General features: G+C 55.9%; 21 protein-coding genes, 1 tRNA gene, 1 other RNA gene and 1 pseudogene. 10 read left to right on the top strand and 14 right to left on the bottom strand.

Annotated features, from left to right (window positions below):
- Positions 1-46: 46 nt before the first annotated feature.
- The 5 genes and pseudogenes from RB602_RS08575 to efp all read right to left on the bottom strand — a co-directional run.
- Positions 47-652, bottom strand: a pseudogene (locus tag RB602_RS08575) (NADH-quinone oxidoreductase subunit C); the annotation flags it as partial.
- 3 nt (positions 653-655) lie between these two features.
- Positions 656-1,198: a NuoB/complex I 20 kDa subunit family protein gene (locus tag RB602_RS08570; RefSeq protein ID WP_317080145.1), complete on the bottom strand. Its 543-nt coding sequence runs from the start codon at positions 1,196-1,198 to the stop codon at positions 656-658.
- Positions 1,199-1,208: 10 nt separating this feature from the next.
- Positions 1,209-1,583: an NADH-quinone oxidoreductase subunit A gene (gene ndhC, locus RB602_RS08565; RefSeq protein ID WP_317080144.1), complete on the bottom strand. Its 375-nt coding sequence runs from the start codon at positions 1,581-1,583 to the stop codon at positions 1,209-1,211.
- 262 nt (positions 1,584-1,845) lie between these two features.
- On the bottom strand, positions 1,846-2,670 hold the full coding sequence (locus RB602_RS08560; RefSeq protein ID WP_317080143.1) for an inositol monophosphatase family protein: 825 nt from the start codon (positions 2,668-2,670) through the stop codon (positions 1,846-1,848).
- Between the two features lie 22 nt (positions 2,671-2,692).
- Positions 2,693-3,253: an elongation factor P gene (gene efp, locus RB602_RS08555; protein ID WP_317080142.1), complete on the bottom strand. Its 561-nt coding sequence runs from the start codon at positions 3,251-3,253 to the stop codon at positions 2,693-2,695.
- A gap of 238 nt (positions 3,254-3,491) precedes the next feature.
- Here efp and RB602_RS08550 point away from each other — a divergent pair, with 238 nt between their 5' ends.
- Entirely contained in the window at positions 3,492-3,686 is a 195-nt protein-coding gene (locus RB602_RS08550; RefSeq protein ID WP_317080141.1) for a hypothetical protein, read from the top strand.
- A 14-nt stretch (positions 3,687-3,700) separates the two neighbouring features.
- Here RB602_RS08550 and thiE read toward each other — a convergent pair whose 3' ends face one another.
- From thiE to tkt, 7 genes are all read right to left on the bottom strand, one after another.
- On the bottom strand, positions 3,701-4,354 hold the full coding sequence (gene thiE, locus RB602_RS08545; protein WP_406568341.1) for a thiamine phosphate synthase: 654 nt from the start codon (positions 4,352-4,354) through the stop codon (positions 3,701-3,703).
- Positions 4,355-4,365: 11 nt separating this feature from the next.
- Positions 4,366-5,028 carry an O-methyltransferase gene (locus RB602_RS08540; protein WP_317080139.1) on the bottom strand — a complete coding sequence of 221 codons (663 nt, stop codon included), beginning with the start codon at positions 5,026-5,028 and terminating at the stop codon, positions 4,366-4,368.
- Between the two features lie 15 nt (positions 5,029-5,043).
- Positions 5,044-5,931, bottom strand: a complete 888-nt coding sequence (locus RB602_RS08535) for a fructose bisphosphate aldolase (protein ID WP_317080138.1) — start codon at positions 5,929-5,931, stop codon at positions 5,044-5,046.
- Between the two features lie 15 nt (positions 5,932-5,946).
- A complete protein-coding gene (locus tag RB602_RS08530) occupies positions 5,947-6,456 on the bottom strand; it encodes a GNAT family N-acetyltransferase (protein WP_317080137.1) in 510 nt (169 codons plus the stop codon).
- On the bottom strand, positions 6,453-7,637 hold the full coding sequence (locus RB602_RS08525) for a phosphoglycerate kinase (RefSeq protein ID WP_317080136.1): 1,185 nt from the start codon (positions 7,635-7,637) through the stop codon (positions 6,453-6,455). Before RB602_RS08525 ends, RB602_RS08530 begins: the two co-directional genes overlap by 4 nt.
- A 33-nt stretch (positions 7,638-7,670) precedes the next feature.
- Complete coding sequence (gap, locus tag RB602_RS08520) at positions 7,671-8,678, bottom strand: type I glyceraldehyde-3-phosphate dehydrogenase (protein WP_317080135.1); 1,008 nt, start codon at positions 8,676-8,678, stop codon at positions 7,671-7,673.
- Between the two features lie 69 nt (positions 8,679-8,747).
- Positions 8,748-10,727 carry a transketolase gene (gene tkt, locus RB602_RS08515; RefSeq protein ID WP_406568415.1) on the bottom strand — a complete coding sequence of 660 codons (1,980 nt, stop codon included), beginning with the start codon at positions 10,725-10,727 and terminating at the stop codon, positions 8,748-8,750.
- A gap of 216 nt (positions 10,728-10,943) precedes the next feature.
- Here tkt and RB602_RS08510 point away from each other — a divergent pair, with 216 nt between their 5' ends.
- From RB602_RS08510 to RB602_RS08490, 5 genes are all read left to right on the top strand, one after another.
- Positions 10,944-11,153 (top strand): hypothetical protein, encoded by a 210-nt coding sequence (locus tag RB602_RS08510; protein ID WP_317080133.1) that lies wholly within the window; start codon positions 10,944-10,946, stop codon positions 11,151-11,153.
- A gap of 1 nt (position 11,154) precedes the next feature.
- Positions 11,155-11,496 carry a cell division protein ZapA gene (locus RB602_RS08505; protein WP_317080132.1) on the top strand — a complete coding sequence of 114 codons (342 nt, stop codon included), beginning with the start codon at positions 11,155-11,157 and terminating at the stop codon, positions 11,494-11,496.
- 11 nt (positions 11,497-11,507) lie between these two features.
- Positions 11,508-11,664: non-coding RNA, 6S RNA (gene ssrS, locus RB602_RS08500), on the top strand.
- A gap of 75 nt (positions 11,665-11,739) precedes the next feature.
- Complete coding sequence (locus RB602_RS08495) at positions 11,740-12,321, top strand: 5-formyltetrahydrofolate cyclo-ligase (RefSeq protein WP_317084467.1); 582 nt, start codon at positions 11,740-11,742, stop codon at positions 12,319-12,321.
- A 1-nt stretch (position 12,322) separates the two neighbouring features.
- Positions 12,323-12,532 (top strand): DUF2842 domain-containing protein, encoded by a 210-nt coding sequence (locus tag RB602_RS08490; RefSeq protein ID WP_317080131.1) that lies wholly within the window; start codon positions 12,323-12,325, stop codon positions 12,530-12,532.
- 56 nt (positions 12,533-12,588) lie between these two features.
- Here RB602_RS08490 and RB602_RS08485 read toward each other — a convergent pair.
- A tRNA-Asp gene (locus RB602_RS08485) sits at positions 12,589-12,665 on the bottom strand.
- A gap of 57 nt (positions 12,666-12,722) precedes the next feature.
- Complete coding sequence (locus RB602_RS08480) at positions 12,723-13,919, bottom strand: AI-2E family transporter (RefSeq protein ID WP_317080130.1); 1,197 nt, start codon at positions 13,917-13,919, stop codon at positions 12,723-12,725.
- 226 nt (positions 13,920-14,145) lie between these two features.
- Between RB602_RS08480 and RB602_RS08475 the strand changes: the two genes are divergently transcribed.
- The 4 genes from RB602_RS08475 (at position 14,146) to RB602_RS08460 (ending at position 22,021) form a co-directional block, all read left to right on the top strand.
- Positions 14,146-15,174 carry a hypothetical protein gene (locus RB602_RS08475; RefSeq protein ID WP_317080129.1) on the top strand — a complete coding sequence of 343 codons (1,029 nt, stop codon included), beginning with the start codon at positions 14,146-14,148 and terminating at the stop codon, positions 15,172-15,174.
- Positions 15,174-15,665: a hypothetical protein gene (locus tag RB602_RS08470; protein ID WP_317080128.1), complete on the top strand. Its 492-nt coding sequence runs from the start codon at positions 15,174-15,176 to the stop codon at positions 15,663-15,665. The genes RB602_RS08475 and RB602_RS08470 overlap by 1 nt, the downstream gene beginning before the upstream one ends.
- A gap of 79 nt (positions 15,666-15,744) precedes the next feature.
- Positions 15,745-16,854 (top strand): hypothetical protein, encoded by a 1,110-nt coding sequence (locus RB602_RS08465; protein ID WP_317080127.1) that lies wholly within the window; start codon positions 15,745-15,747, stop codon positions 16,852-16,854.
- Between the two features lie 61 nt (positions 16,855-16,915).
- Positions 16,916-22,021 carry a hypothetical protein gene (locus RB602_RS08460; protein ID WP_317080126.1) on the top strand — a complete coding sequence of 1,702 codons (5,106 nt, stop codon included), beginning with the start codon at positions 16,916-16,918 and terminating at the stop codon, positions 22,019-22,021.
- Positions 22,022-22,110: the final 89 nt, after the last annotated feature.

Below are 22,110 nucleotides of genomic sequence, written 5' to 3'. Positions count from 1 at the left end.
GTATTGAGGGAGAATAAAACCATCACTTCTCTTCCCCCTCGCCCTCGGCCTTCTCATCGCCGGGCAGCACATAATCTGCGCCTTCCCATGGCGAGGTGAAGTCAAAGCTGCGGAAATCCTGCGCCAGTTCGACCGGTTCATAGATGACGCGCTTGGCTTCCTCGGAATAGCGCATCTCGACATAGCCGGTCAGCGGGAAATCCTTGCGGAAAGGATGGCCCTTAAAGCCATAATCGGTGAGGATACGGCGCAGATCAGGGTTGCCGCTGAATATCACCCCGTAAAGGTCAAACACCTCGCGTTCGAGCCAACCGGCCACGGGCCAAAGATGGGTCACGCTGGGAACCGGATGATCCTCATCGGTGCTCACCTTGATACGGATGCGATGATTAAGCGTCAGGCTGAGCAGATGATAGCAGACTTCAAACCGTTCGGCGCGATCAGGATAATCAACCCCGGCAATCTCCATCAGCTGCTGATAATCATGCTCATCACGCAGAATCTGCAACACATCCGCCACTGCGTCGCGCTGCACAACCAATGAAAGCTCGTCCTTGGCCTCGATCACATCAATCAGCTGCGCGCCCAGGCTAGTCTTGAGCGTATCAACTATGCCTTCACGCGGCGCGATATGGGGTGCACTATGCGCCATGGATTACCGCTCCAACGTACCGACGCGGCGAATTTTGCGCTGTAGCTGCATCACGCCATAAAGCAGAGCCTCTGCGGTTGGCGGGCAACCCGGCACATAGATATCCACCGGGACAATGCGATCACAGCCCCGCACCACCGAATAGCTATAATGATAATAGCCGCCGCCATTGGCGCAGGACCCCATCGAAATAACATATTTCGGATCGGACATCTGATCATAAACCCGGCGCATCGCCGGGGCCATCTTGTTGCACAGCGTGCCGGCGACAATCATAACATCCGACTGGCGCGGTGAAGCGCGCGGCGCAGCGCCAAAGCGCTCCATATCATAGCGCGGCATGTTGACATGGATCATCTCGACCGCGCAGCAGGCGAGTCCGAAGGTCATCCACCATAAAGAGCCGGTACGCGCCCATTGGAACAGCTCTTCGGTCGAAGTGACCAGAAAGCCCTTATCATTCACCTCGGCATTCAAGTCCTTGAAAAAGGCCTCATCCGGCGGAGTGTTTTCAGCAAGCGGAGCATTGGGGGAAATATCATTCATTGCTCTGTCCTTACTCCCATTCCAGCGCGCCGACTTTCCAGGCATAGGCAAAGCCCACAATCAGCTCGAACAGGAATACCATCATGGTGAGCCAGCCGGCCCAGCCAATTTCCTCAAGCGACACCGCCCAGGGGAAGAGATAGGCCGCCTCAAGGTCGAAAATAATGAACAGGATTGCCACCAGATAGAAGCGCACATCAAACTGGCTGCGCGAATCCTCAAAAGCCGGAAAGCCGCACTCATATTCGGTAAGTTTGTCGACCGTTGGATTATGCACGCCGGTTAAACGCGAAACGCCCATGGGCAGAAAGACGAAAAGGACGGATATACCGACAGCAATTCCGCCAAAAATCAGGATCGGCAGATATTCAATAAGGTCGACCACACAAACACCTTGATCAATCTGTACTACGCAGCGCGCTAAACTGACGGGCTTCTAAGCGAGAGGGTTGCGCATCGCAAGCCATAGACTCGGTTTTTTTGCCATCACAAATGCATAGTGAAAAACTATTACGTTCAACGGCTTCGGTTAGGCCCGTCAAAGAATGATTATTGCACCGCACCATCTGCCACTTTGCGTAGCATAAAGCGGTGTAAATTGGCATCAAAAAGCTCGAAAATGGTGCAGTCGCACAATCAGGAGCAAATCAGGCGTTGCGTAAAGCTCCTGCAACAATCTTGTGCATGCGGCTGTGTAGCTGGTCATTGGCCGCCAATAGCTGCTGTTTGCCCATGGCATCGGGCGTGCCGCGATAATCGGTGACAAAGCCTTTGGCCTCGCGCACCAGCAATATTCCAGCAGCGACGTCCCAGCTATTCAGTCCGCTTTCCCAAAAGCCGTCATAACGACCAGCCGCAAGCCAGGCGAGATCAAGAGCAGCGGAGCCATAGCGTCTTATGCCTGCGACTTCCGGGCCGATGGCGCCAAAAATCCGCGACCATTCAGCAAAATCGCCGTGGCCCATAAACGGAACGCCAGTGGCCACCAGTGCTTCATCGAGACGCTTGCGTGCTGAAACGCGCAATCTGCGATCGCCCAGCCAGGCACCCTGATTGCGTTCGGCCCAATAGCTTTCATCGGTGAGCGGCTGATAAACCAGCCCGGCAATGACATCGCCCCAGCCGGAACCGTCCAGCTTGGGTTCCTGCGCCGCAATGGAAATCGCGAAATGCGGGATGCCGTGGAGAAAATTGATGGTGCCATCGAGCGGATCGATAATCCAGCGCGGGCGCGTCGGATCGCCTTCGATGATACCGCCCTCTTCCAGCACAAAGCCCCAATCGGGCCGCGCTGAAAGCAGCTCATCATAGATAGTCCGCTCGGCCCGTTGATCGGCCTTGGAAACAAAGTCCGCCGGACCTTTTTTGGAAACCTGTAAATGCTCCACTTCGCCAAAGTCGCGGCGCAGGCGCGTCCCCGCCTTGCGCGCGGCGCGCTCCATGATACGCATCAGGCCTGATAATGCTGGCATTGCTTACGTCCCTGCCTCGGTCTCAGGCTTTGCCGACATAGGTACGTTCATAGACATCGACAACGATACGCGTTCCGCTTTCAATATGCGGCGGCACCATCACGCGCACGCCATTGTCGAGCACGGCGGGCTTATAGCTGGAAGATGCGGTCTGGCCTTTAACCACAGCATCGGCCTCAACAATCTCCGCCTCAACCTGATCGGGAAGCTGCACAGAGATCGGCTTTTCCTCATACAACTCGAGCATCACGTCCATGCCATCCTGAAGAAAAGCCGCTGCATCGCCCAACAGATCAGTCGGCAGCATGATCTGCTCGTAATTTTCCTTGTCCATAAAGGTCAGCATTTCGCCATCAGCGAAGAGAAACTGAAAGTCCTTGGTGTCCAGCCGCACCTTCTCCACCGTGTCAGCCGAGCGGAAACGCACATTGGTTTTGCGGCCATCGATCAGGTTTTTCATCTCAACCTGCATATAGGCGCCGCCTTTGCCCGGCTGGGTATGCTGGATTTTCGCGACTTTCCAGAGACCGTTCTCATATTCCAGGATATTACCGGGGCGGATATCGACACCACTGATTTTCATGAAATTTCTGCCTGTCTGATAGGGGCATTGCCCTGTTGTTTTGTGCGTATTTGCGCGCCTCTATAGCGCCGATGCGGCATTGGCAAGGTTTGTGACCTGCCAGCACCGCGATCCTGACAATATTGCCAAATGCGAGATAAATGTCCGTTTCATGCAATGCATCACAGCGCGAATCTGTTAAATAATTTTACAGTTAAGCGAATAAGGGCCTATAAGGCTGGTGTTGAGGGACACGAAAATGAAAAAGGAAGTGAAAGCAAAAAGTATCAAGGCAGCGGGATTGTTCGGCAAGACGACACCTATGCCCCTGCCCGAGCCATTGCCAGCCGACAGACCTGTGCCGGAATGCGCCGCATTTGAGGAGGATTTTACCAGCTATTTGAAGCGGCTGGGACGGCACGTCCGAAGAAATAAAGGCACGGTCTCCGCCTAACCCTGCGCTGTGGATTAGTCATCGACGCTAGGCGGTGGATTGGCGGCAATCGTTTCGGCAAAACGCTCGACTGCTGCCGCTGGCCCTCCAGGATCATTCCATACCGCGCCACTTACCGCCAGAAAATCGGCACCCGCAGCCACAATCGGCCCGGCATTATCGGGCGTAATTCCGCCGATAGCGACACAGGGCAGTTCCACCATCAATGACCACCATTGGATCAGCTCGGTCGATGCCCGATGCTGGGTGTCCTTGGTCTGGCTGTCAAAAAACGCGCCAAAGGCAACATAATCCGCGCCCGCGTCGCCTGCATCAAGCCCTAGATCGCGGCTGGCATGGCAGGTCACGCCAATTTGCGTATCCTTACCCAAAGCCTCACGCGCTTCGGCAACCGTTCCGTCGGATTGGCCCAAATGCACCCCATCGGCATTTAGCCGTTTGGCCAGTGCAATGTCATCGTTGACGATAAAGGCACAATCATGCTCGGCACAAATCGCCTGCAACGGCTCAGCAAGGCGCGCGGCCTCATGCTGCTCCAACCCTTTCACCCGGAACTGAAACGCAGCGACCTCGCCGGTTTTCAATGCTGCCTCGAGCTGCTGGGGGAAATCGCCACCCACGTCGAGCGGTGAAATCAGATAAAGCTGGCATGGTGGAATGTTGTCCATCGACATTCGCCCTATTTCACTATTGCGAGCAAGAACCCGTCCCAGTGCTTCTCACCGACAGTCTGAATAGCTGTTGCTTCAACATCATCGCGACCGGCTATCTTCTCATAAAGCTGCCGCGTTCCCGGAACCTTGGGATCAGCGCTTTGCGGATTGAGTATCTCGCCTTCGCGGACAACATTATCGAACACGATCATCCCGCCAGAGCGCACCAACCGACAGCACCAATCGAGATATACCGGATAGTTCTCCTTATCAGCATCGACAAAGGCGAAATCGAAATGGCTACCACTCTCTGCAAGTTCTGCAAGGGAGTCTGCGGCCTGCCCTATCTTTACTTCGACACTGGGCAGCACCCCGGCAGAAGCGATATTCTCACGCGCCACTTTGGCGTATTCAGGTTCTAATTCGAGGCTGACCACTCGACCGTCTTCAGACAATCCTCTTGCCAGCCAGATTGTCGAGAAGCCGCCCAATGTGCCTATCTCCAGCACATTCTTGCCGCCTACACCTTTGATAAGCAGCTCCAGCATCCGTCCCTGTGGCGTCGAAACATCGATAGGTGGTAGACCAGCTTCACGATTTCGCTCCAGCACCTGCCGCTGGACCGGATCATCGCCAATCAGATGATTGGTGATATAATTATCAACCTCTGACCATTTAGCATCGTTCATGGCCGTAATCCGCAATCAGGTTGCCGAAGCTTCGTAAATCTCGTCAATCGCGCCGCCCAGCGCTGAATCAAAACCGCCATCATCCATATCATGACGCAGATCCTGCAGCAGCGCACGGGAGAAGCTGGCGATCATACCTTGGTTCTTGGTCAGTTCGCTGCACGCCTCATCGCGCGAAAAACCACCCGACAGAGCAACGACGCGTAACACATTGGGATGCGCCACCAGATCGGAATAGAGATTGGCTTCCGCCGGGATAGACAGCTTCAGCATAACCTGCTCGCCTTCGGGCAGAGCATCGAGCGCGGATTTTAGCTCATCATGCAAGATCGCGTCACATTCGGCGCGGCTCTCGCTTTTGATGTTCACTTCCGGTTCGATGATCGGCATCAGGCCATGCTTGCCAATTTGCGATGCGACCGCAAATTGCTGGTCAACAATCGCCTTGATGCCGCTGGGTGACGCCTGATGGATCACCGACCGCATCTTGGTGCCGAAAATACCCTTGGAAACACCGCGTTCGCACAGCGCATCCAGTTCAGGCATCGGCTTCATCAGCTGCACGCCATCGGCTTCGTCTTCCAGACCCTTATCAACCTTGAGAAACGGAACAACGCCGCGCTCCCAAAGCTTTTGCGGCACCGGCGTACCATCGGCATCACCATCCATGGTGCGCTCAAACAGGATCGCGCCGATAACCTTCTCGCCATTAAAGCAGGGCGATGTAACAATGCGGCTGCGCATATCATGGATCAGCGCGAACATTTCCTCATCATTGCTATAGGCATCTTCGGCAACGCCATAACCACGCAAAGCCTTGGGCGTGGAGCCACCACTCTGGTCGAGCGCAGCGATAAATCCGGCGCTCTTTGCCATTTGTTCCATCATTTGTGCATTAGCCATGGTGATCCCCTTCGCTCATATGCCTGTTCTTGCAATCAATGTCCCGCAATCCGCCCAACCAATGCGGTAATGCGGCACGGTTATCCCTGTTAGAACCTTGTCTTCTTCCGCCATAATCTCACCCCCCATCGCGAGATACAGCGCCTTGGCCCGGTCATTGCCAATCACAACATGGAGTTCAATGCCCTCGCGCCCGTTTTCCACCGCCTGCCGCGCTGTAGCACCCATAAGCTGGCGACCAATGCCCGATGAGCGATGCTTTTTCAGCACATGCAGATTGTCGAGATAGACGGGCTCGCCATCCCATGCTGCGACAAAGCCCGCAATATTGCCATCTTCCTCGGCGACCAGGACGATATCCTTGTCTTTGATCTCGGCATCCCGCCAGCGCTTGCGCATGATATCCGGCAGTTCGTTATCAAGGAAATCCGCAGGCATTTGCTGGCGATAGCTTTGCTGCCAGCTCAAGGCATGAATATCGGCTATCACCGAACGGTCGTCATCCTTGAGCGGGCGGATAATCATTGTTTGAGCGCGGCCACTCCGGGCAATTCGCGACCTTCCATCCATTCGAGGAACGCACCGCCTGCGGTCGAGACGAAGCTGAATTGTTCGGCAACACCCGCCTGATTAAGCGCGGCCACAGTATCCCCGCCACCAGCGATGCTGGCCAACTGGCCTTCCTGAGTGAGTGCGGCTGCAGTCTGCGCCAGAGAGACGGTAGCCGCATCAAAAGGCGGGGTTTCAAACGCGCCCAAAGGACCGTTCCATACCAATGTGCGGCAGGTTTTCAGGACATCCGCCAGCGCCTCGACTGCCGACGCACCAATATCGAGGATCATATCGTCCGCGCCGACCTCATGCACATTGACCTTGCGGCTCGGTGCGTTGGCGGCGAATTCCTTAGCGACAACAACATCATAGGGAAGGTGTACGGTGCATCCCGCACTATCGGCAGCCCGCATAATCGCATTGGCGGTATCGGCCAGATCATGCTCGCACAGTGATTTGCCAACATCGACGCCTTGCGCGGCCAAAAAGGTGTTGGCCATGCCGCCACCGATGATCAGATGATCGACCTTGGCGACCAGATTGCGCAATACATCAAGCTTGGTGGAGACCTTGGCACCACCGACAATGGCAGCGACCGGATGCTCGGGATTGCCCAATGCCTGATCCAGCGCGTTTAGTTCAGCCTCCAACGCACGCCCGGCAAAGGCCGGAAGCAAATGCGCTAGTCCTTCGGTGGTGACATGGGCACGATGCGCGGCTGAAAAGGCATCATTGACGTAGAAATCGCCAAAACTGGCCATTTGATGCGCCAGTTCGGCATCATTCTTTTCTTCGCCAGGGTAGAAGCGGCTGTTTTCCAGAACGATGATATGACCACCCTCGACAATATCGATGGCATGGCGCTCAGGCGATGCGAGAAAACCCACCGGACGGCCCAGCACATTGCTTAAGGGCTCTACTAAGGGCTGGAGCGAATACTCAGGGTTGGCTATCCCTTTGGGACGACCGAAATGCGCCAATAGGAGCACTTTGGCGCCCTTATCGGCGAGCTCACTCACTGTCGGCACCAATGCACGTAGCCTTGTGTCATCGGTTACGACACCATCGGCCATCGGCACATTCAGGTCGACACGCACCAGCACCGGATGCCCGGCAACAGCACCGATATCATCGAGTGTCTTGAAATCAGCCATAATCCCCTCCCCCGAAGCTTTATTCTGGAGGCCTTACAGCAAGCCCGCCATCACGCCTGCGGTATCGATCATGCGGTTGGAGAAGCCCCATTCATTGTCATACCAACTAACCACGCGGACCAGCTTGCCTTCCATAACGGCCGTTTCCAGACCATCGATGCTGGAGCTATGCGGGTCGCCATTATAGTCAATCGATACAAGAGGTTCTTCGCTATAGTTCAGAACACCTTTAAGCGGGCCTTCCGCAGCAGCCTTCAACGCGCCGTTGATTTCCTCAACGCTGGTATCACGCGACGGCGTAAACGTCAGATCAACCAGGCTGACATTTGGTGTCGGGACACGCACCGAGGAGCCATCCAGCTTGCCGTTCAGTTCTGGAAGCACCAGACCGACCGCACGGGCAGCGCCGGTAGTGGTCGGGATCATCGACATGGCGGCACCACGGGCACGACGCATATCCTTGTGGATCTGGTCGAGAATGCGCTGATCATTGGTATAGCTGTGAATGGTGGTCATAAAGCCGCGCTCAATACCAACAGTCTCGTGGCAAACCTTGGCAACCGGCGCGAGGCAGTTGGTGGTGCAGCTGGCATTCGAGACGATAAGGTCATCTGACGTCAAGACGTCATGATTGACGCCATAGACCACGGTTTTATCAACATTTTTGGCAGGGGCAGAGATCAATACCCGCTTCGCGCCAGCATCAATATGCGGTTGCGCGGCTTCTTTTGACTGGAAGAAACCAGTGCATTCCAGTACGATATCAACACCCATTTCCTTGTGCGGCAAATTGCCTGGATCGCGCTCTGCAGTGACACGAATGCGATGGCCATTGACTACCATATGGTCGCCATCATCATGGACATCTCCGACAAAAGAGCCGTGCACCGAGTCCCGCTTGAACAGCAGGGCGTTGGATTTGGCATCGGCCAGATCGTTGATCGAAACCAGCTCAAGGCCGCTGTCCGGGCGGGCCAGAAGTGCGCGGGCAACGAGCCGTCCAATGCGCCCAAATCCGTTGATCGATACCTTGACTGTCATGTCTTTGCTCCTGCTAACATTCTATGGAACCGCGCTTTTGCGCGTGATCCGCTTAATCCTTGCCGCCTCTCAGTCGGCCAATTTGTCGATAATCTTCGCGGTGATGGCCTCTGCGTCAAAGCCGAAATGCTTGAACAGATCGTCGCCCGGTGCAGAGGCCCCGAAACTGTTTATGCCAATGGATAGACCATCACGACCGATATAGCGTTCCCAACCCAGCGTCACACCCGCCTCAATGGAAACAATCAGCGCCTCAGCGGGGAGTATCTCGTCGCGATAGCTTTGCGGCTGCTCGTTAAAATGACGCCAGCTTGGCATCGAGACAACATCACACCCAATGGCCTGTTTCTCGAGTCTTTCTGCGGCTTCCAGTGCCAGGGACACTTCGGAACCGGTCGCGACCAGTACCGCGCGGCGGACATGGCCGGCGCTTTTGATGCGATAGGCCCCTTTGGCGCAGCGGTTGCTTTCCGATGGCTCCATACGGAATTGCCGTAGTCCCTGACGGGTCAGTGCGAGAATTGTCGGCTTATCCTTGTTTCGCAGCGCAATTTCCCAGCATTCCGCCGTTTCCACGACATCAGCGGGACGCAGCACATCAACATTGGGCATCATGCGCAGGCTCATCACATGCTCGACCGGCTGGTGCGTCGGGCCATCTTCGCCAAGGCCGATGCTGTCATGCGTCATCACATAAATGACCCGCTGCTTCTGGATCGCGGAAAGACGGATGGCCGAGCGGCAATAATCAGTGAACACCAGAAATGTGCCGCCATAAGGGATCAGCCCGCCATGCAGCGCCATTCCGTTCATCGCGGCTGCCATACCGAATTCACGGATGCCGTAATAGACATAGCGACCGGCTGGGTTATCGGCGGTAAAGGCAGTCATATCCCCGGTTTTGGTATTGTTAGAGCCGGTGAGGTCTGCAGAACCGCCCATGGTTTCGGGCACGTTGGCGTTAATCGCGGACAGCGCCATTTCGGACGCCTTGCGCGTAGCAACCTTTTGCGGCTCCTTAAGCAGCGCATCGATATGGCGGTTCAGACCTAGACGCTCAGGCAGATCACCCGCCATGCGGCGCTTAAATTCATCTTTGTTTGAATCAGTTGCGAGGCGTTCTTGCCATGCTTTATGCACTTCCTGATGCCGTGCACCCGCCTGACGCCAGCTTTCAAGCACATTGTCCGGCACAGTAAAGGCGGCATGCGGCCAGTCCAATTCGCGGCGCGCGGCGGAAATTTCATCCTCGCCAAGGGGCGCGCCATGGGTAGCGGCGGTGCCCTGCTTGTTCGGTGCGCCTTTGCCGATAATCGTCTTGCAGGCAATCAATGAAGGCCGCGCATCGGCAATGGCTTCATCCATGGCCGCACGGATGGCTGCGGGATCATGACCGTCGCACTCAACAACATGCCATCCTGACTCACGATAGCGGCCAGAAACGTCCTCGCTGGTGGAAAGGTCTGTCGCGCCATCAATGGTGATGGCATTGTCATCCCAAAGCACATTCAGCTTGCCCAGACCGAGATGTCCGGCAAGGCCAACCGCCTCATGGTTGATGCCTTCCATCAAACAACCATCACCAGCGATCACCCATGTACGGTGATCCACCAGATCGGCCCCAAATTCAGCAGAAAGCCGCCGCTCAGCCATCGCCATGCCAACCGCCATGGCGAGTCCCTGCCCCAATGGCCCGGTGGTCGATTCCACACCGGGAAGCTCAAAATTCTCCGGATGCCCGGCACAAGGGCTGCCTAATTGCCGGAAACTGCGGATATCGTCCATTGTCGGACGCGCATAGCCGGTGAGGTGCAGCAGCGAATAGATAAGCATCGAGCCATGACCTGCAGACAGGACGAAACGATCGCGATCAGCCCAATCAGGATCAGCCGGATCAAATTTCAGATATTCCTGAAACAGCACCGTCGCGACATCCGCCATGCCCATGGGCATACCGGGATGGCCGCTCTTCGCCTGTTGCACGGCATCCATGGAAAGGGCGCGAATGGCGTTAGCGCACTCTTCAAAACTTGCAGATTCCTGAGACATGGTCGGTTCAGTCATAAGGCGAAACGGCTTTCCTTGCATCAGGGCTGCACTGGGTGAGTACAGCGGCGATTCGTAAGTTGAGCCGATCCTTTGCGATGCCTGAGAAGGCCCGTCAAGACACAGCGCCGCCGCTTTGCGCATGAGATGATCGTGCATGTTGCAATACATGCTGTTGCAAGCATTGGACTTTGTCCGCAGCGATGCTATCCAGACCGAATGAGCGAAGATAATCTTATTCTTGCTATTGGCCGGTTGGAACGCGCGATCAGCCGATTGGAAAGCAATTTGGATTCCGTAAAGGCCAAGGACGATAGTGCGCCTTCAGAAGAGGACTATGTGTCACGTTCCGAATATGACCGGCTGCGCGAAGCGGCAGAGGATGCCGTGAGCCGCATTGATCGCATCATCAAGGCCGAAAGCGCATAAAATGGCCAATCTGACTCTGGAAATCGGCGGACACAGCTATCCGGTAACCTGCCCCGATGGCGAGGAGGACAATGTCCTGTCTTTGGCCGCAATGGTGGATGAACAGGTCCGCAGGGCCTCATCAGGCGGCACAGGCATGACCGAGGTGCGCGGATTGCTCTATGCGGCTCTGTTCCTTGCAGACAGCGTAAAGGAGCAACAAGCGCAGAATGGCGCGGCGCCAGCCCCGGACAAGTCTGATGCCGATTCCTTGCCTGAAGGTGCCATTCAGGGACTGGAGCGCCTGGCAGAACGTGTCGAGACGCTGGCCGACACCCTTGAGAAGCCAGAACCGAACGCCTAAATAGCCAGATGGCGGGACTGCCGCGTACGAGCTGACGAGAACATCCCTGAGGCGATACATCTTCCTAAGGGAGCCGTCCCTGTTTGGGCCTTGGCCCAATGCACATGGCGCCCACCTGACGTTTTGGCGTCAGAGGATATTCCAGCAAACGACGCACGCGGTTCCGCCACCCAATATTTGTGAGCATAGGCAGGATATTGCGATTTGAACGATATCAGCACCGAAAAAGCGGCCTTACGCGCCATGCTCCGCAAGCGGCGGAACAGCTTTTTCGCTGCATTATCGCCATCAGCGAAAGAGCTTTGCTTTTCGGCTACCCCCGGTCCGGTACGCGCCATATTCGATGACACGAAAATAGTCGGAAGCTACCACGCGATAACTTCAGAAGCGACAACAGAAATCTATCATAACCTTTTTGTTAATAGAGGGAAATGTTTAGCACTACCCTATTTCGCCACGCGTGATGTCGATATGGTTTTTCGCCGCTGGAACCCGGGTGAACCATTGGAGCGTGGTCCTTTTGACGTCATGCAGCCATTGGCACAAGCGCAAGAAGTGACGCCAGATTTGCTGATAGCCCCACTTGTCGGCTTTGACAGTAATGGCAGGCGTTTAGGCCAAGGCGGCGGACATTATGATCACTACTTCGCGCGCCACCCTGACGTCTTGCGGATCGGTCTGGCGTGGTCTGTACAGCAATGCGAGGCAATTCCCTTGGAAGCGCATGATCAGCTGCTCGACTGCATCATCACCCAGGAAGGTGTCATCACCCCCGCCTCATCGCGCTTGCGCGTCTATGCCGCAGCGCAAACACAGGAACGATAAGATGAAGCCAACGCTGCGCAAGCCTATGGGTATTATCGCCATATTAATGATTATCGCCATCTGGTCGGTGATTGTCATCAATGTCGCTGATGGCATTGTCGGTTGGCCGATATTGCTGCAAATGGTGTTTTATCTAGTAGCAGGCATCGTCTGGGTCTTCCCGGTGCGGCCTATCCTCACCTGGATGGAAACAGGAAAATTTGGCCAATAATCTGGGCCAATCCAGTTTGTCAGTAATGTTGTAAGGAAAAGCCACTTTACCGAAAGTGGCGCGAGTGACGGGACTTGAACCCGCGACCTCCGGCGTGACAGGCCGGCGCTCTAACCAACTGAGCTACACCCGCATATGTACGCGACATCTGCGTTGGAAGCGCGGCAGTTAACGGAGGCACGGACGCCTGTCAACTGTCCGACGTCACTTTTCCTGTCTCCGCTGCATTTTGGATTTTGCCATCCGCATCTGAGGTCGATGAAGCGCGCGATTCTCCGTTGTGCCCCCTAGTCAAAGTACCGGATTCAAACAGAAAGCCTGCAATATCAGGTTTGCCCGCCGCAGCTATGATAGTTTGAATAATAATGAGTAAAGGAACTGCCAGTAGCGCACCCAATGTCCCCCAAATCCAGCTCCAAAAGCTGAGTGAGATTAGGATCAACAAAGGATTCATCGTCAACCGACGGCCAAGGATCATTGGTGTCACCAGATTGGCCTCAATCGTATGAAAACTAATCTGAATAATTGCAGGTAACAGCGCCCATGTCAGATCATCAAAGGTCATCAAACCGCCGAGCGCCAACATGATTGCCGCCAGAACCGGCCCCAAATAGGGAATAAAATTGAGCAAGGCGACAATTCCACCCCACATCGCCGGAGATTCCATGCCAATCAGATACAAGACAAAGCCCACTGACACTCCCAGCAGGATGTTAATCAGGGTAATGGTCGTCAGATAGGCCGATGTTGCCGAAACAACATTCTGTATCACCCGTGCCGTCGCCATAGCCCCGGTAAAACTGCCACGGCTGTTAATCGCGCCTGTCCGCAGCCGGGTCCAGCCTGCCAGGAAGAAAAAGATCACCAATATGGCAAAGACCATCTGGATGCCGACAGCAGGTGCAGCGCTGATAAAAACGTCGATTAGCGAGGTTGGGGAATCGGTCGTAACCTTCTGCACTTCCGCCACAGCCTCAGTTCGCATCATTTGTAAAGTTTCATCCAGATAGCGTTGAGCATCCGCATAAAAATCAATCAATGGCTGTAGGTTTGAGGTAATTTTCGGGATACGCCCGGGAAGGTTTATGAACCAGGTTGTCGCAGGCACGATGATCAATGCCAAGGCCCCATTGGCTACCACCAGAAACGCTATAACGCACAGAAATGCAGCCAGCGCGGACGGAATGCGATGCCGCTCAAGCCATTCCAGCAAGGGCACCAGAGCGATGGATAGGATCAAGGCCACAGTCAGCGGCAGAAAGAACTCGCTCCCGGCGCGCAAGGCAAACGGTGCTCCCAGAAGCAACGCGGTTCCGCCAATAACGGCTACAGACGCCAATAGCCGATTACGCTCGAGCGATTCTCCTTGAGATTCCTGAATATCCATTACCGATCTTTAGCCCAATGGCGGTGACTTGCCAATTTTACTTCCCTTTACCCCGCAATGGCCGAAAAGACGTGTCCATAGTGGATGTAAAATCCTGTCAGAATTTCTTATAATCCTTTTTTTACAGATGCTTATCTGTGCCATCTCTATATTATGGTTTGCCGCGCGTTAACCTTTTTTTGTCCTTTTGTTGAGATAAGCCCCTAGAGCAATTGGATTAGGGGCAATGACCACATTACGACCTTTTGAAACTGCGCAGCATTTGCGCATATTGCCGGCTGCACTCATCTCAGCCATGGCCTTTGTTGTGCCTGTTATCGCATTGGCACAAGATGCCAATCCGTCGGCAGGCACGCTAGCGGGTACGCCGATCGAGAACACCGCACGCGTCTCCTATGATGGCGCAAATGGCAACCGTATCGAACGAGAGTCAAATACGGCCACGATCATTGTCGACGAGATTCTGGATGTGGGGGTGGAATCGACTGATCCTGGCGATGTCGGCACGCAACCCGATGCCACGCAGCAAGTCCTGACCTACACTGTCACCAACAACGGTAACGGTCAGGAAGCGTTTACACTGACCCCTGATACCGCTCGACCGGGTGATGATTTCGATCCCGATTTTGTCCAGATTGTTATTGATACGAACGATAATGGCGTGTTTGATCCCGGCGTTGATGAAGTTTACGCTGCGGGTTCAAATGATCCTTTGCTGGCCCCCGACGGCAATGTCACCATCTTCATTATCAGCAATATCCCCTCTGACCCGGTTGACGGCAATCGCGCCGAGGTCACACTGGCGGCTGCCGCTGTCACCGGAACCGGCACACCAGGCACAACCTTTGATGGCGCTGGCGATGGCGGCGGGGATGCCGTTGTCGGCACCACAGGCGCCGATGATGATGCCCCCGGCTTCTTCCTGGTACAGGCAGCGAGCGTCAGCCTGCAAAAGTCTGCGCAAGTGGCTGATCCTTTTGGCGGGGAGACAGTCGTTCCGGGGTCAGTAATCACCTATACACTGGTCGCCACCATCACAGGCAGCGGCACCCTGCCCAATTTGACTGTCGGTGACCCAATCCCGGAAAACACCACCTATCGTCCGGAAACCCTGACTTTAGAAGGGGCGGCACTGACGGATACCGATGCCGACGCCGATGGCGGCGCTTTTGATGGCACCGCGATCGCCGTGCAATTGGGTGATCTTACCGGCGATCAGACGAGAACAATCACGTTTCAGGTGGAGGTCAACTGATGCTTCACACCTTTAAGCGACTGATTCAGCTTTTTGCCGCCCTCGCGATAACCAGCCTGGGCGGTTTCGCGGCTCCTGCATCGGCAAATAGTGCCATTGAGCTCAACAGCCAAGTATTTGTGGAACGCATTACTCAGCTTGGTGATCGTCAATCTGTCCGACTGGAGAGCCCCGACAAGGTTCTTCCCGGAGACCGTCTGATCTTTGTCATCAATTACCGCAATGCGAGCGCCACGCGCGTATCCGATTTTGTCATCACTAATCCCCTTCCTCGCGCCGTCGCGTTTCTGGAAACGCTTGATGGCGAGGAACAGGTTTCCATCGATGGCGGAAACAGCTGGGGTTCCCTCGATGAGTTGCGCGTGCCCTTGGGTGATGGCCGCTACAGAGCGGCATCATCCGCCGATGTAACGCACATTAGGTGGAAAATATTACAAGATATAACAAGAGGTTCTGAAGGGAAATTAACATTTCGTGGCGTAGTGAAATAGCCACGATTTTTGTCGTTCGGATAAACCAAAACGGCAAGGACTTAACAAGGGAATACGAAGTTTAACACAGGAGACCAGAATGAACAGGAAACTAAAACTGGCCGCGGCTGCTTCCGCCGTAGCCTTGACCATCGGGGTCAGTAGCCCGGCATTTGCCGAAGGTACGACTGCCGGTACCGACATCACCAACCAGGTGACCGTCAATTTTGAAGTCGGCGGTGTCGCCCAGACAGCGGTTGATAACTCGGATACGTTCGTAGTTGACCGTAAAATCAACCTGACGGTAGCCGCCTCGGACTCCGTAACCACCTCGGTTTCACCGAACCAGCAGGACCAGGTAACCACCTTTGTCGTGACCAATACGTCTAACGATGTGCTCGACTTTGAACTGGGCGTTACTAACCAGGCTGGCGGTGCAGCGCCCAATGGTGGCACTGACAATTTTGATGCAACTGGCCTGCAGATCTTTGTCGATAGCAATGGCAATGGTGTGTATGACGCCGGCACCGATACTGAGACATTTATTGATGAACTGGCTGAAGATGCCAGCATAACTGTCTTTGTTCTTGGCGACATTCCCGTAAGCCAGGTCACGGATGACGTTGCAGCTGTTACTCTGACGGCCACCGGTCGAGAAGGCGCTGGCGCGGGTTCTTTAGGTGCAGTACTGACAGAGGACACTGGAGCAGACGGTGCCAACACGGTTGAAACCGTGTTCGCGGATGCCGCTGGTGATACCGATGCCAATCGCGACGCTGCATTCAGCGCAACCGACGATTACACCGTGTTGGCTGCTGACATCACCGTTGCCAAGACCAGCCAGGTTCTTTGGGACCCGATTAACGGCACGACCAATCCGAAAGCCATTCCGGGTGCTATTGTAGAATATTGTATCGCCGTATCCAACGCCGCTGGCGGCGCGGATGCCGCAGCGGTCAGCATCAGCGATGATCTGAACAATACCGGCAATGTAACCTTCTACACCACCGCCCCAACGCCACCTGCAAATGGCACCACCGATACGCCTCCGGCGCCTAACGGTGTGATTTCAGCTACGGCATGCGATGGCACAGGTACTAATGGCGATGCTTCGGCCCTCGGCGAAGCCGGTGGGGTTGTTTCGGGCAATCTCGGCAATGTCGCAGCAGGAGATACGGAAACTCTGATCTTCCGGGTAACGGTCGACTAATAGAGCTTCTGGTTCGGGTGGTCATAAGGAGAAAGCCGACTGACCACCCTCTCCTGTTCTGATGAAAGCCCTGGCTACCTTTGTTAAGCCCATCGCGCTCGCGATTGCTGGCCTGGGCCTCGCTTTGCCAATAGGTGAAGCGACGGCCCAGACCATCAGCAATACTGCGACAATCGAATGGGATGGAATCGGCGGACGCATATCGCGACCGTCGAACCAGGTAGACTTTGCCATAGAAGAACCCCCTGAAGACCCGATTACGATCACAACATTTCAGTTTGATGATCCCCCTGGCGCGGTCCAGATGGACCTTCCGCCGACACAATGCCGAACCAATGACGGGTCTATACCGGTCGAGTTTTCCGGCGTTTTTTCCGGGATACAGACCAGCCCGGCTTCACTTGCTCCGCGCACGGCAATAACCCCAAATGAACCGCTGGTTATCTTACTCAATGCGCAGGCGCGTAACACTGATGCGAGCCTGGTCGAACGTTTTGATATCGAGCTGGTCACCAAAGCAGGCGACCGCGAGGTGATTACCGTCACCGAGACGGCAGCCAATAGCGGTGAATTTGTTGGATATATCAATACGATAGCAGTTCCGCCCGCAGCGGTTGAACGCAATTGCGTGCTATCCGTGGCGCCCGGAAGTGCCCTACAGATTGACATCCTCGACGATGTTGGCGGTAACTTGCTCAGCACATTGGATGTCGAAGTGCTGATCGATCCTTTTGGAGTCGTCTTTGACAGCTATGATGGTGCGCCCGTTTCAGGCGCACGTGTCACGCTGATCGACAATGCCACCGGACGCCCGGCAGAAGTGTTCGGCAATGATGGCGTTTCGGCATTCCCGTCCACCATAATCAGTGGATCGACGGTAACAGACAGCAGCGGTGCAACCTATGAATTTGACCCCGGCCATTATCGCTTCCCATTTGCGCGTCCGGGCGATTATCGTGTTGTCGTAGAGCCGCCAGAACCGTACACATGGGCCTCTGAGCGCACGGCGCAGGAACTGGCCCCATTGCGCCGCCCTGACGGCGAGCCATTCATCATTGATGATGGCTCCTATGGCGGCATTTTCAACCTTTCCGACCCGGAACCGGTTCAACTGGACATTCCACTGGATCAACCCGGCGCAGCGATCTCACTTGAAAAGACAGTATCCGCCAATCTGGCGATACCGGGCGATGTGCTGCAATATCGCATTACAGTCAGTAACAATGACCCGCTGCTCAACACGGGTACAGTAACCATTACCGACGAGCTGCCGATTGCACTGCGGTTGCGGGCTGATACCATTCGCTATAATGGCGAACGCATCGCCGCGGATATAACTCCGGATGGCCGCCGGTTCACCGTGATCGTGCCTGCGCTGGGACCGGGCGGTGCTGGCTTATTGACCTATCTTACCGAGGTGCGGCCCGATGCCCTGCCCGGCGATATCGTAAACCAGGCGACTGCGCGCGGCTCTCGCGGAACGCAGAGCAATATCGCCGAAGCCTTTACCCGCATCGCGCGCGACGCGATCAGCGACCGCTTTACCATCACGGGCCGTATCACCGATGGTGCGTGCACTGTCGATCCTCGCGGTGCCAATGGCATAGCCGGTGTGCGCGTGATGATGCAGGATGGCCGCTTTGCCATCACGGATCAGGATGGCCGCTATCATTTCGAGGGCGTATTGCCCGGCTTGCATGTGGTGCAGGTTGATCCTTCTACCTTCCCGCTCGACATGGAACCAGTCAACTGCGCGCAGAATACGCGCAGCGCAGGCAGCAATATCTCACGCTTTGTCGAGGGTCAGGGCGGTATGTTGAAGCGCGCTGACTTCCGCGCACGCAAAACCACAGCCCGCGAAGCACCTGAATCATCTGCGCCGGTAAAGGTGCGTCCCAAGGTGCTGACCGATCAGGAAGCTGCAGGCAGTGATCGTGACTGGTTTGCAGGTGAACAGGCGGGCATTGGCTGGCTGTTCCCAACACCTGATCATAACCCGCGCTCCAAAGCTATTCGCGTCGCAATCAAGCATATGCCGGGCCAATCGGTTGACCTCACTATCAATGGTGAGATGGTCGATGCCCTCACCTATGAAGGTGTCCGCAAAAGCCCCGATGGCCGCTGGGTCGTTAGCCTGTGGCGCGGCATCGGACTGCGCGATCGCACCAACACACTGCGCGCGCGCGTCCTCAATCGCGGCGGCAATGTGGTCGAGGAACTTACGCGTGACGTCCACTATTCCGCCAGCCCGCTCAATGCGGAATTCCTCAAGCAGGAATCGGTGCTCATCGCGGACGGCATCACCCGCCCTGTCATTGCGGTGCGCCTGACCGATCGTGATGGTAAACCCGTGCGCAACGGTGCGGTAGGCGATTTTGCGGTCCCTGCGCCCTATACGCCCGCTATCGAGGTTGATGCGCAACAGGCAGAGCAGCTCTCCGGCCTTGAGCGTGCGCGCCCGGTTTGGCGGGTTCAGGGTGATGAAGGCATCGCCTATATCGAACTCGCTCCGACCACAGCATCGGGCACCGTCTCGGTAGATTTCAATTTCCAGGATGGCGAAGTCAGCCGACCGCAGCGGGTAGAGACCTGGTTGGAACCGGGTGATCGTCCATGGACAGTGGTCGGTTTTGCCGCCGGCACTGTTGGCTTCAATACGTTAGACAGCCGCCTTGAGGCGCTGGCCGATGATGATGACAGCATAAACCTGGATGGCCGCGTAGCGCTTTACGCAAAGGGTAAGATCCTCGGCAAATGGCTGCTGACCATGGCCTATGACAGCGACAAGGAACGCGATGAGACCGATTTTGGCGGCGTCATCGATCCACGCAGCTATTACACCATCTATGCCGACCGCTCAGAGCAGCGCTTTGACGCGGCCAGCCTTCGCCGCCTCTATATCCGCCTTGAGCGTCCGCAATTTTATGCCCTCTTTGGCGATTATGAGACCGGCCTGGGCGAATCGCAGCTCTCACGCTATCAGCGCGCGTTTAACGGGATCAAAGCCGAATATCGTTCGGACCAGGTATCTGCGACCGTTTTCGGCGCCGATACGCCCTTCCGTTTCCGTCGTGAGGAAATTCAAGGCAATGGCCTCACCGGTCCCTATGCGCTTTCTGCGCGTGATATCATCATCAATTCCGAGCGCATCGTGCTGCAGGTGCGCGACCGTTTCCGCTCGGAGCGGATCGTCAACGAGACCCAGCTGACCCGCCATATAGATTATGATATCGACTATATCGCCGGTACGCTGCGCTTCCGTGAGCCGGTGCTGAGCCGGATCAATCTCGACCCGCAATTCATCATCGCCGAATATGAGGTGGATGGCGTTGGCCAGCGCGCCACCAATGCCGGTGGCCGGGTCAGCTGGCGCAGCAAGGACCAGAAGCTCCAGGTCGCCGCCACCGCAATTCATGACGAAACCGCCGATACCAGCACCAATTTGGGCGGCGTCGATCTGCGCTATCGCCCGGACCTGAAAACCGAAGTGCGCGCAGAGTTCGCCGTGACTGATGGCGAAAGCGATACCGCCACCGGCCAGCCTGACGCAGGAACCGCGACCGCATGGCTGGTTGAGGCTGAGCATCATGGTGCTGATTTTGACATACTCGCCTATGTCCGCCGTCAGTCGAACAATTTTGGCCTGGGCCAGCAGAACGCCGTTGAGAGCGGTACCCGCAAGTTCGGCGTTGATACCCGTTACCGGTTCACCGACAAGGTCAACCTTGCGGTCACCGGTTATCAGGAGGATTTCCTGATTACCGACGCACGTCGCCGTGCCGCCAGTGCCGAACTGGAATATCGTGCGGACAAGACATCACTGCGCGGAGGCGTGACCCATGCCGAGGATCGCTTTGCCGATGGCCGAATCAACCGCTCGACGATCGCCACCTTTGGCGGATCGCAGCGGCTGCTCGATAATAAGCTTGAGCTCGATGCACAGACCTCTTTCGCCATTGGCGGACAGGATGAGAGCACCGACTTCCCGGCGCGCCACCGCCTGGGAGCGCGCTATGCGATTACCAAAGATGTCCGGATTTTGGGCAGCTATGAGATTACCGATGGTGAGAATTTTGATGCGCAGAACGCGCAAATCGGCTTTGAGGTTACCCCGTGGGCCGGTGGTCGCTTCCTCGCCACAGCCAATCAGCAGGATATCTCCGAATTCGGCCCGCGCAGCTTCGCCGCTTATGGTTTCTCGCAATCATTAAAGCTGAGCGAAAAATGGTCGGTCGATTTCTCACTTGATGGCAACCAGACACTCAATGGCGCTATCGACGAAGCCAATGTGATCAACCCGCTCCAGCCAGTCGCCAGTGGCGGTTTCCTGCCGCAGACCGGCGGCCTTACAGAGGACTTTGTCGCCGTCACCGCGGGCGCGACCTATCGCCACAAAAACTGGAGCTGGGCAAGCCGTGCTGAATATCGCGCCGGTGGCCTGGGTGACCGCTATGGCTTTACCAGCGCCGCGCTGAAGCAGATTGGCAATGGCAGCAATCTGGGCGGCCTGTTCAGCTATTTCCGCGCCGAACAGGATGGTGGTCCCCGCACCGACACGATTGAAGGTGAATTGAGCTGGGCGCATCGCCCGGACAATAGCCGCTGGTCATGGTTACAGCGTCTTGAGTTCCGCGAGGACAGTGTACGCAATGCTGTCGCCGGGGAAGCCGGGCCGATTGGCGGCGCGCTGCTTACCGTTGATGGCGATGTGACTTCGCGCCGCCTGATCAACAGTGTCAGCATCAACTACACGCCTATCGATGAGCGCGATGGGACATTAGGCAGTCGCGACCGCAGCTTTGTCGAACGCGGCGAATACAGCATCTTCTGGGGCACGCGATATGTGTTCGACCGCTTTGGCCCGGATGATGTCGAGGGTTGGAGCAATGTCGTCGGCGCGGATTTCCGCTTTGACCTGAGCGACACCATCGATGCCGGCGCTGCAGGCACAGTGCGCATCGGCACCAATGCCGACAGCATCGCCTGGGCCGGTGGCCCGACCATTGGCGTCACCCCGTTCCAAAATGGCTATATCTCAGTGGGTTACAACTTTGTCGGTTTTGAAGACCGTGACTTTGAAGAAAGCCGCTACACCCGAAGCGGGCCATTTGTGACCTTCCGCCTGAAGTTTGATCAGCAGAGCATTGCGAATCTGTTAGGGCGATAAAGGTATGCATTGGCTAGAATACGTTCGTGTCGAGCGTAGTCGAGACACTGCTCTCGGCACGCTCTGGCCTCTCGACTTCGCTCGAGGCG

Origin of the sequence: Parasphingorhabdus sp. SCSIO 66989 (genome assembly GCF_032852305.1) — a bacterium.
GTDB lineage: Bacteria > Pseudomonadota > Alphaproteobacteria > Sphingomonadales > Sphingomonadaceae > Alterisphingorhabdus > Alterisphingorhabdus coralli.
This window is presented reverse-complemented; position numbering and strand designations above follow the sequence as displayed.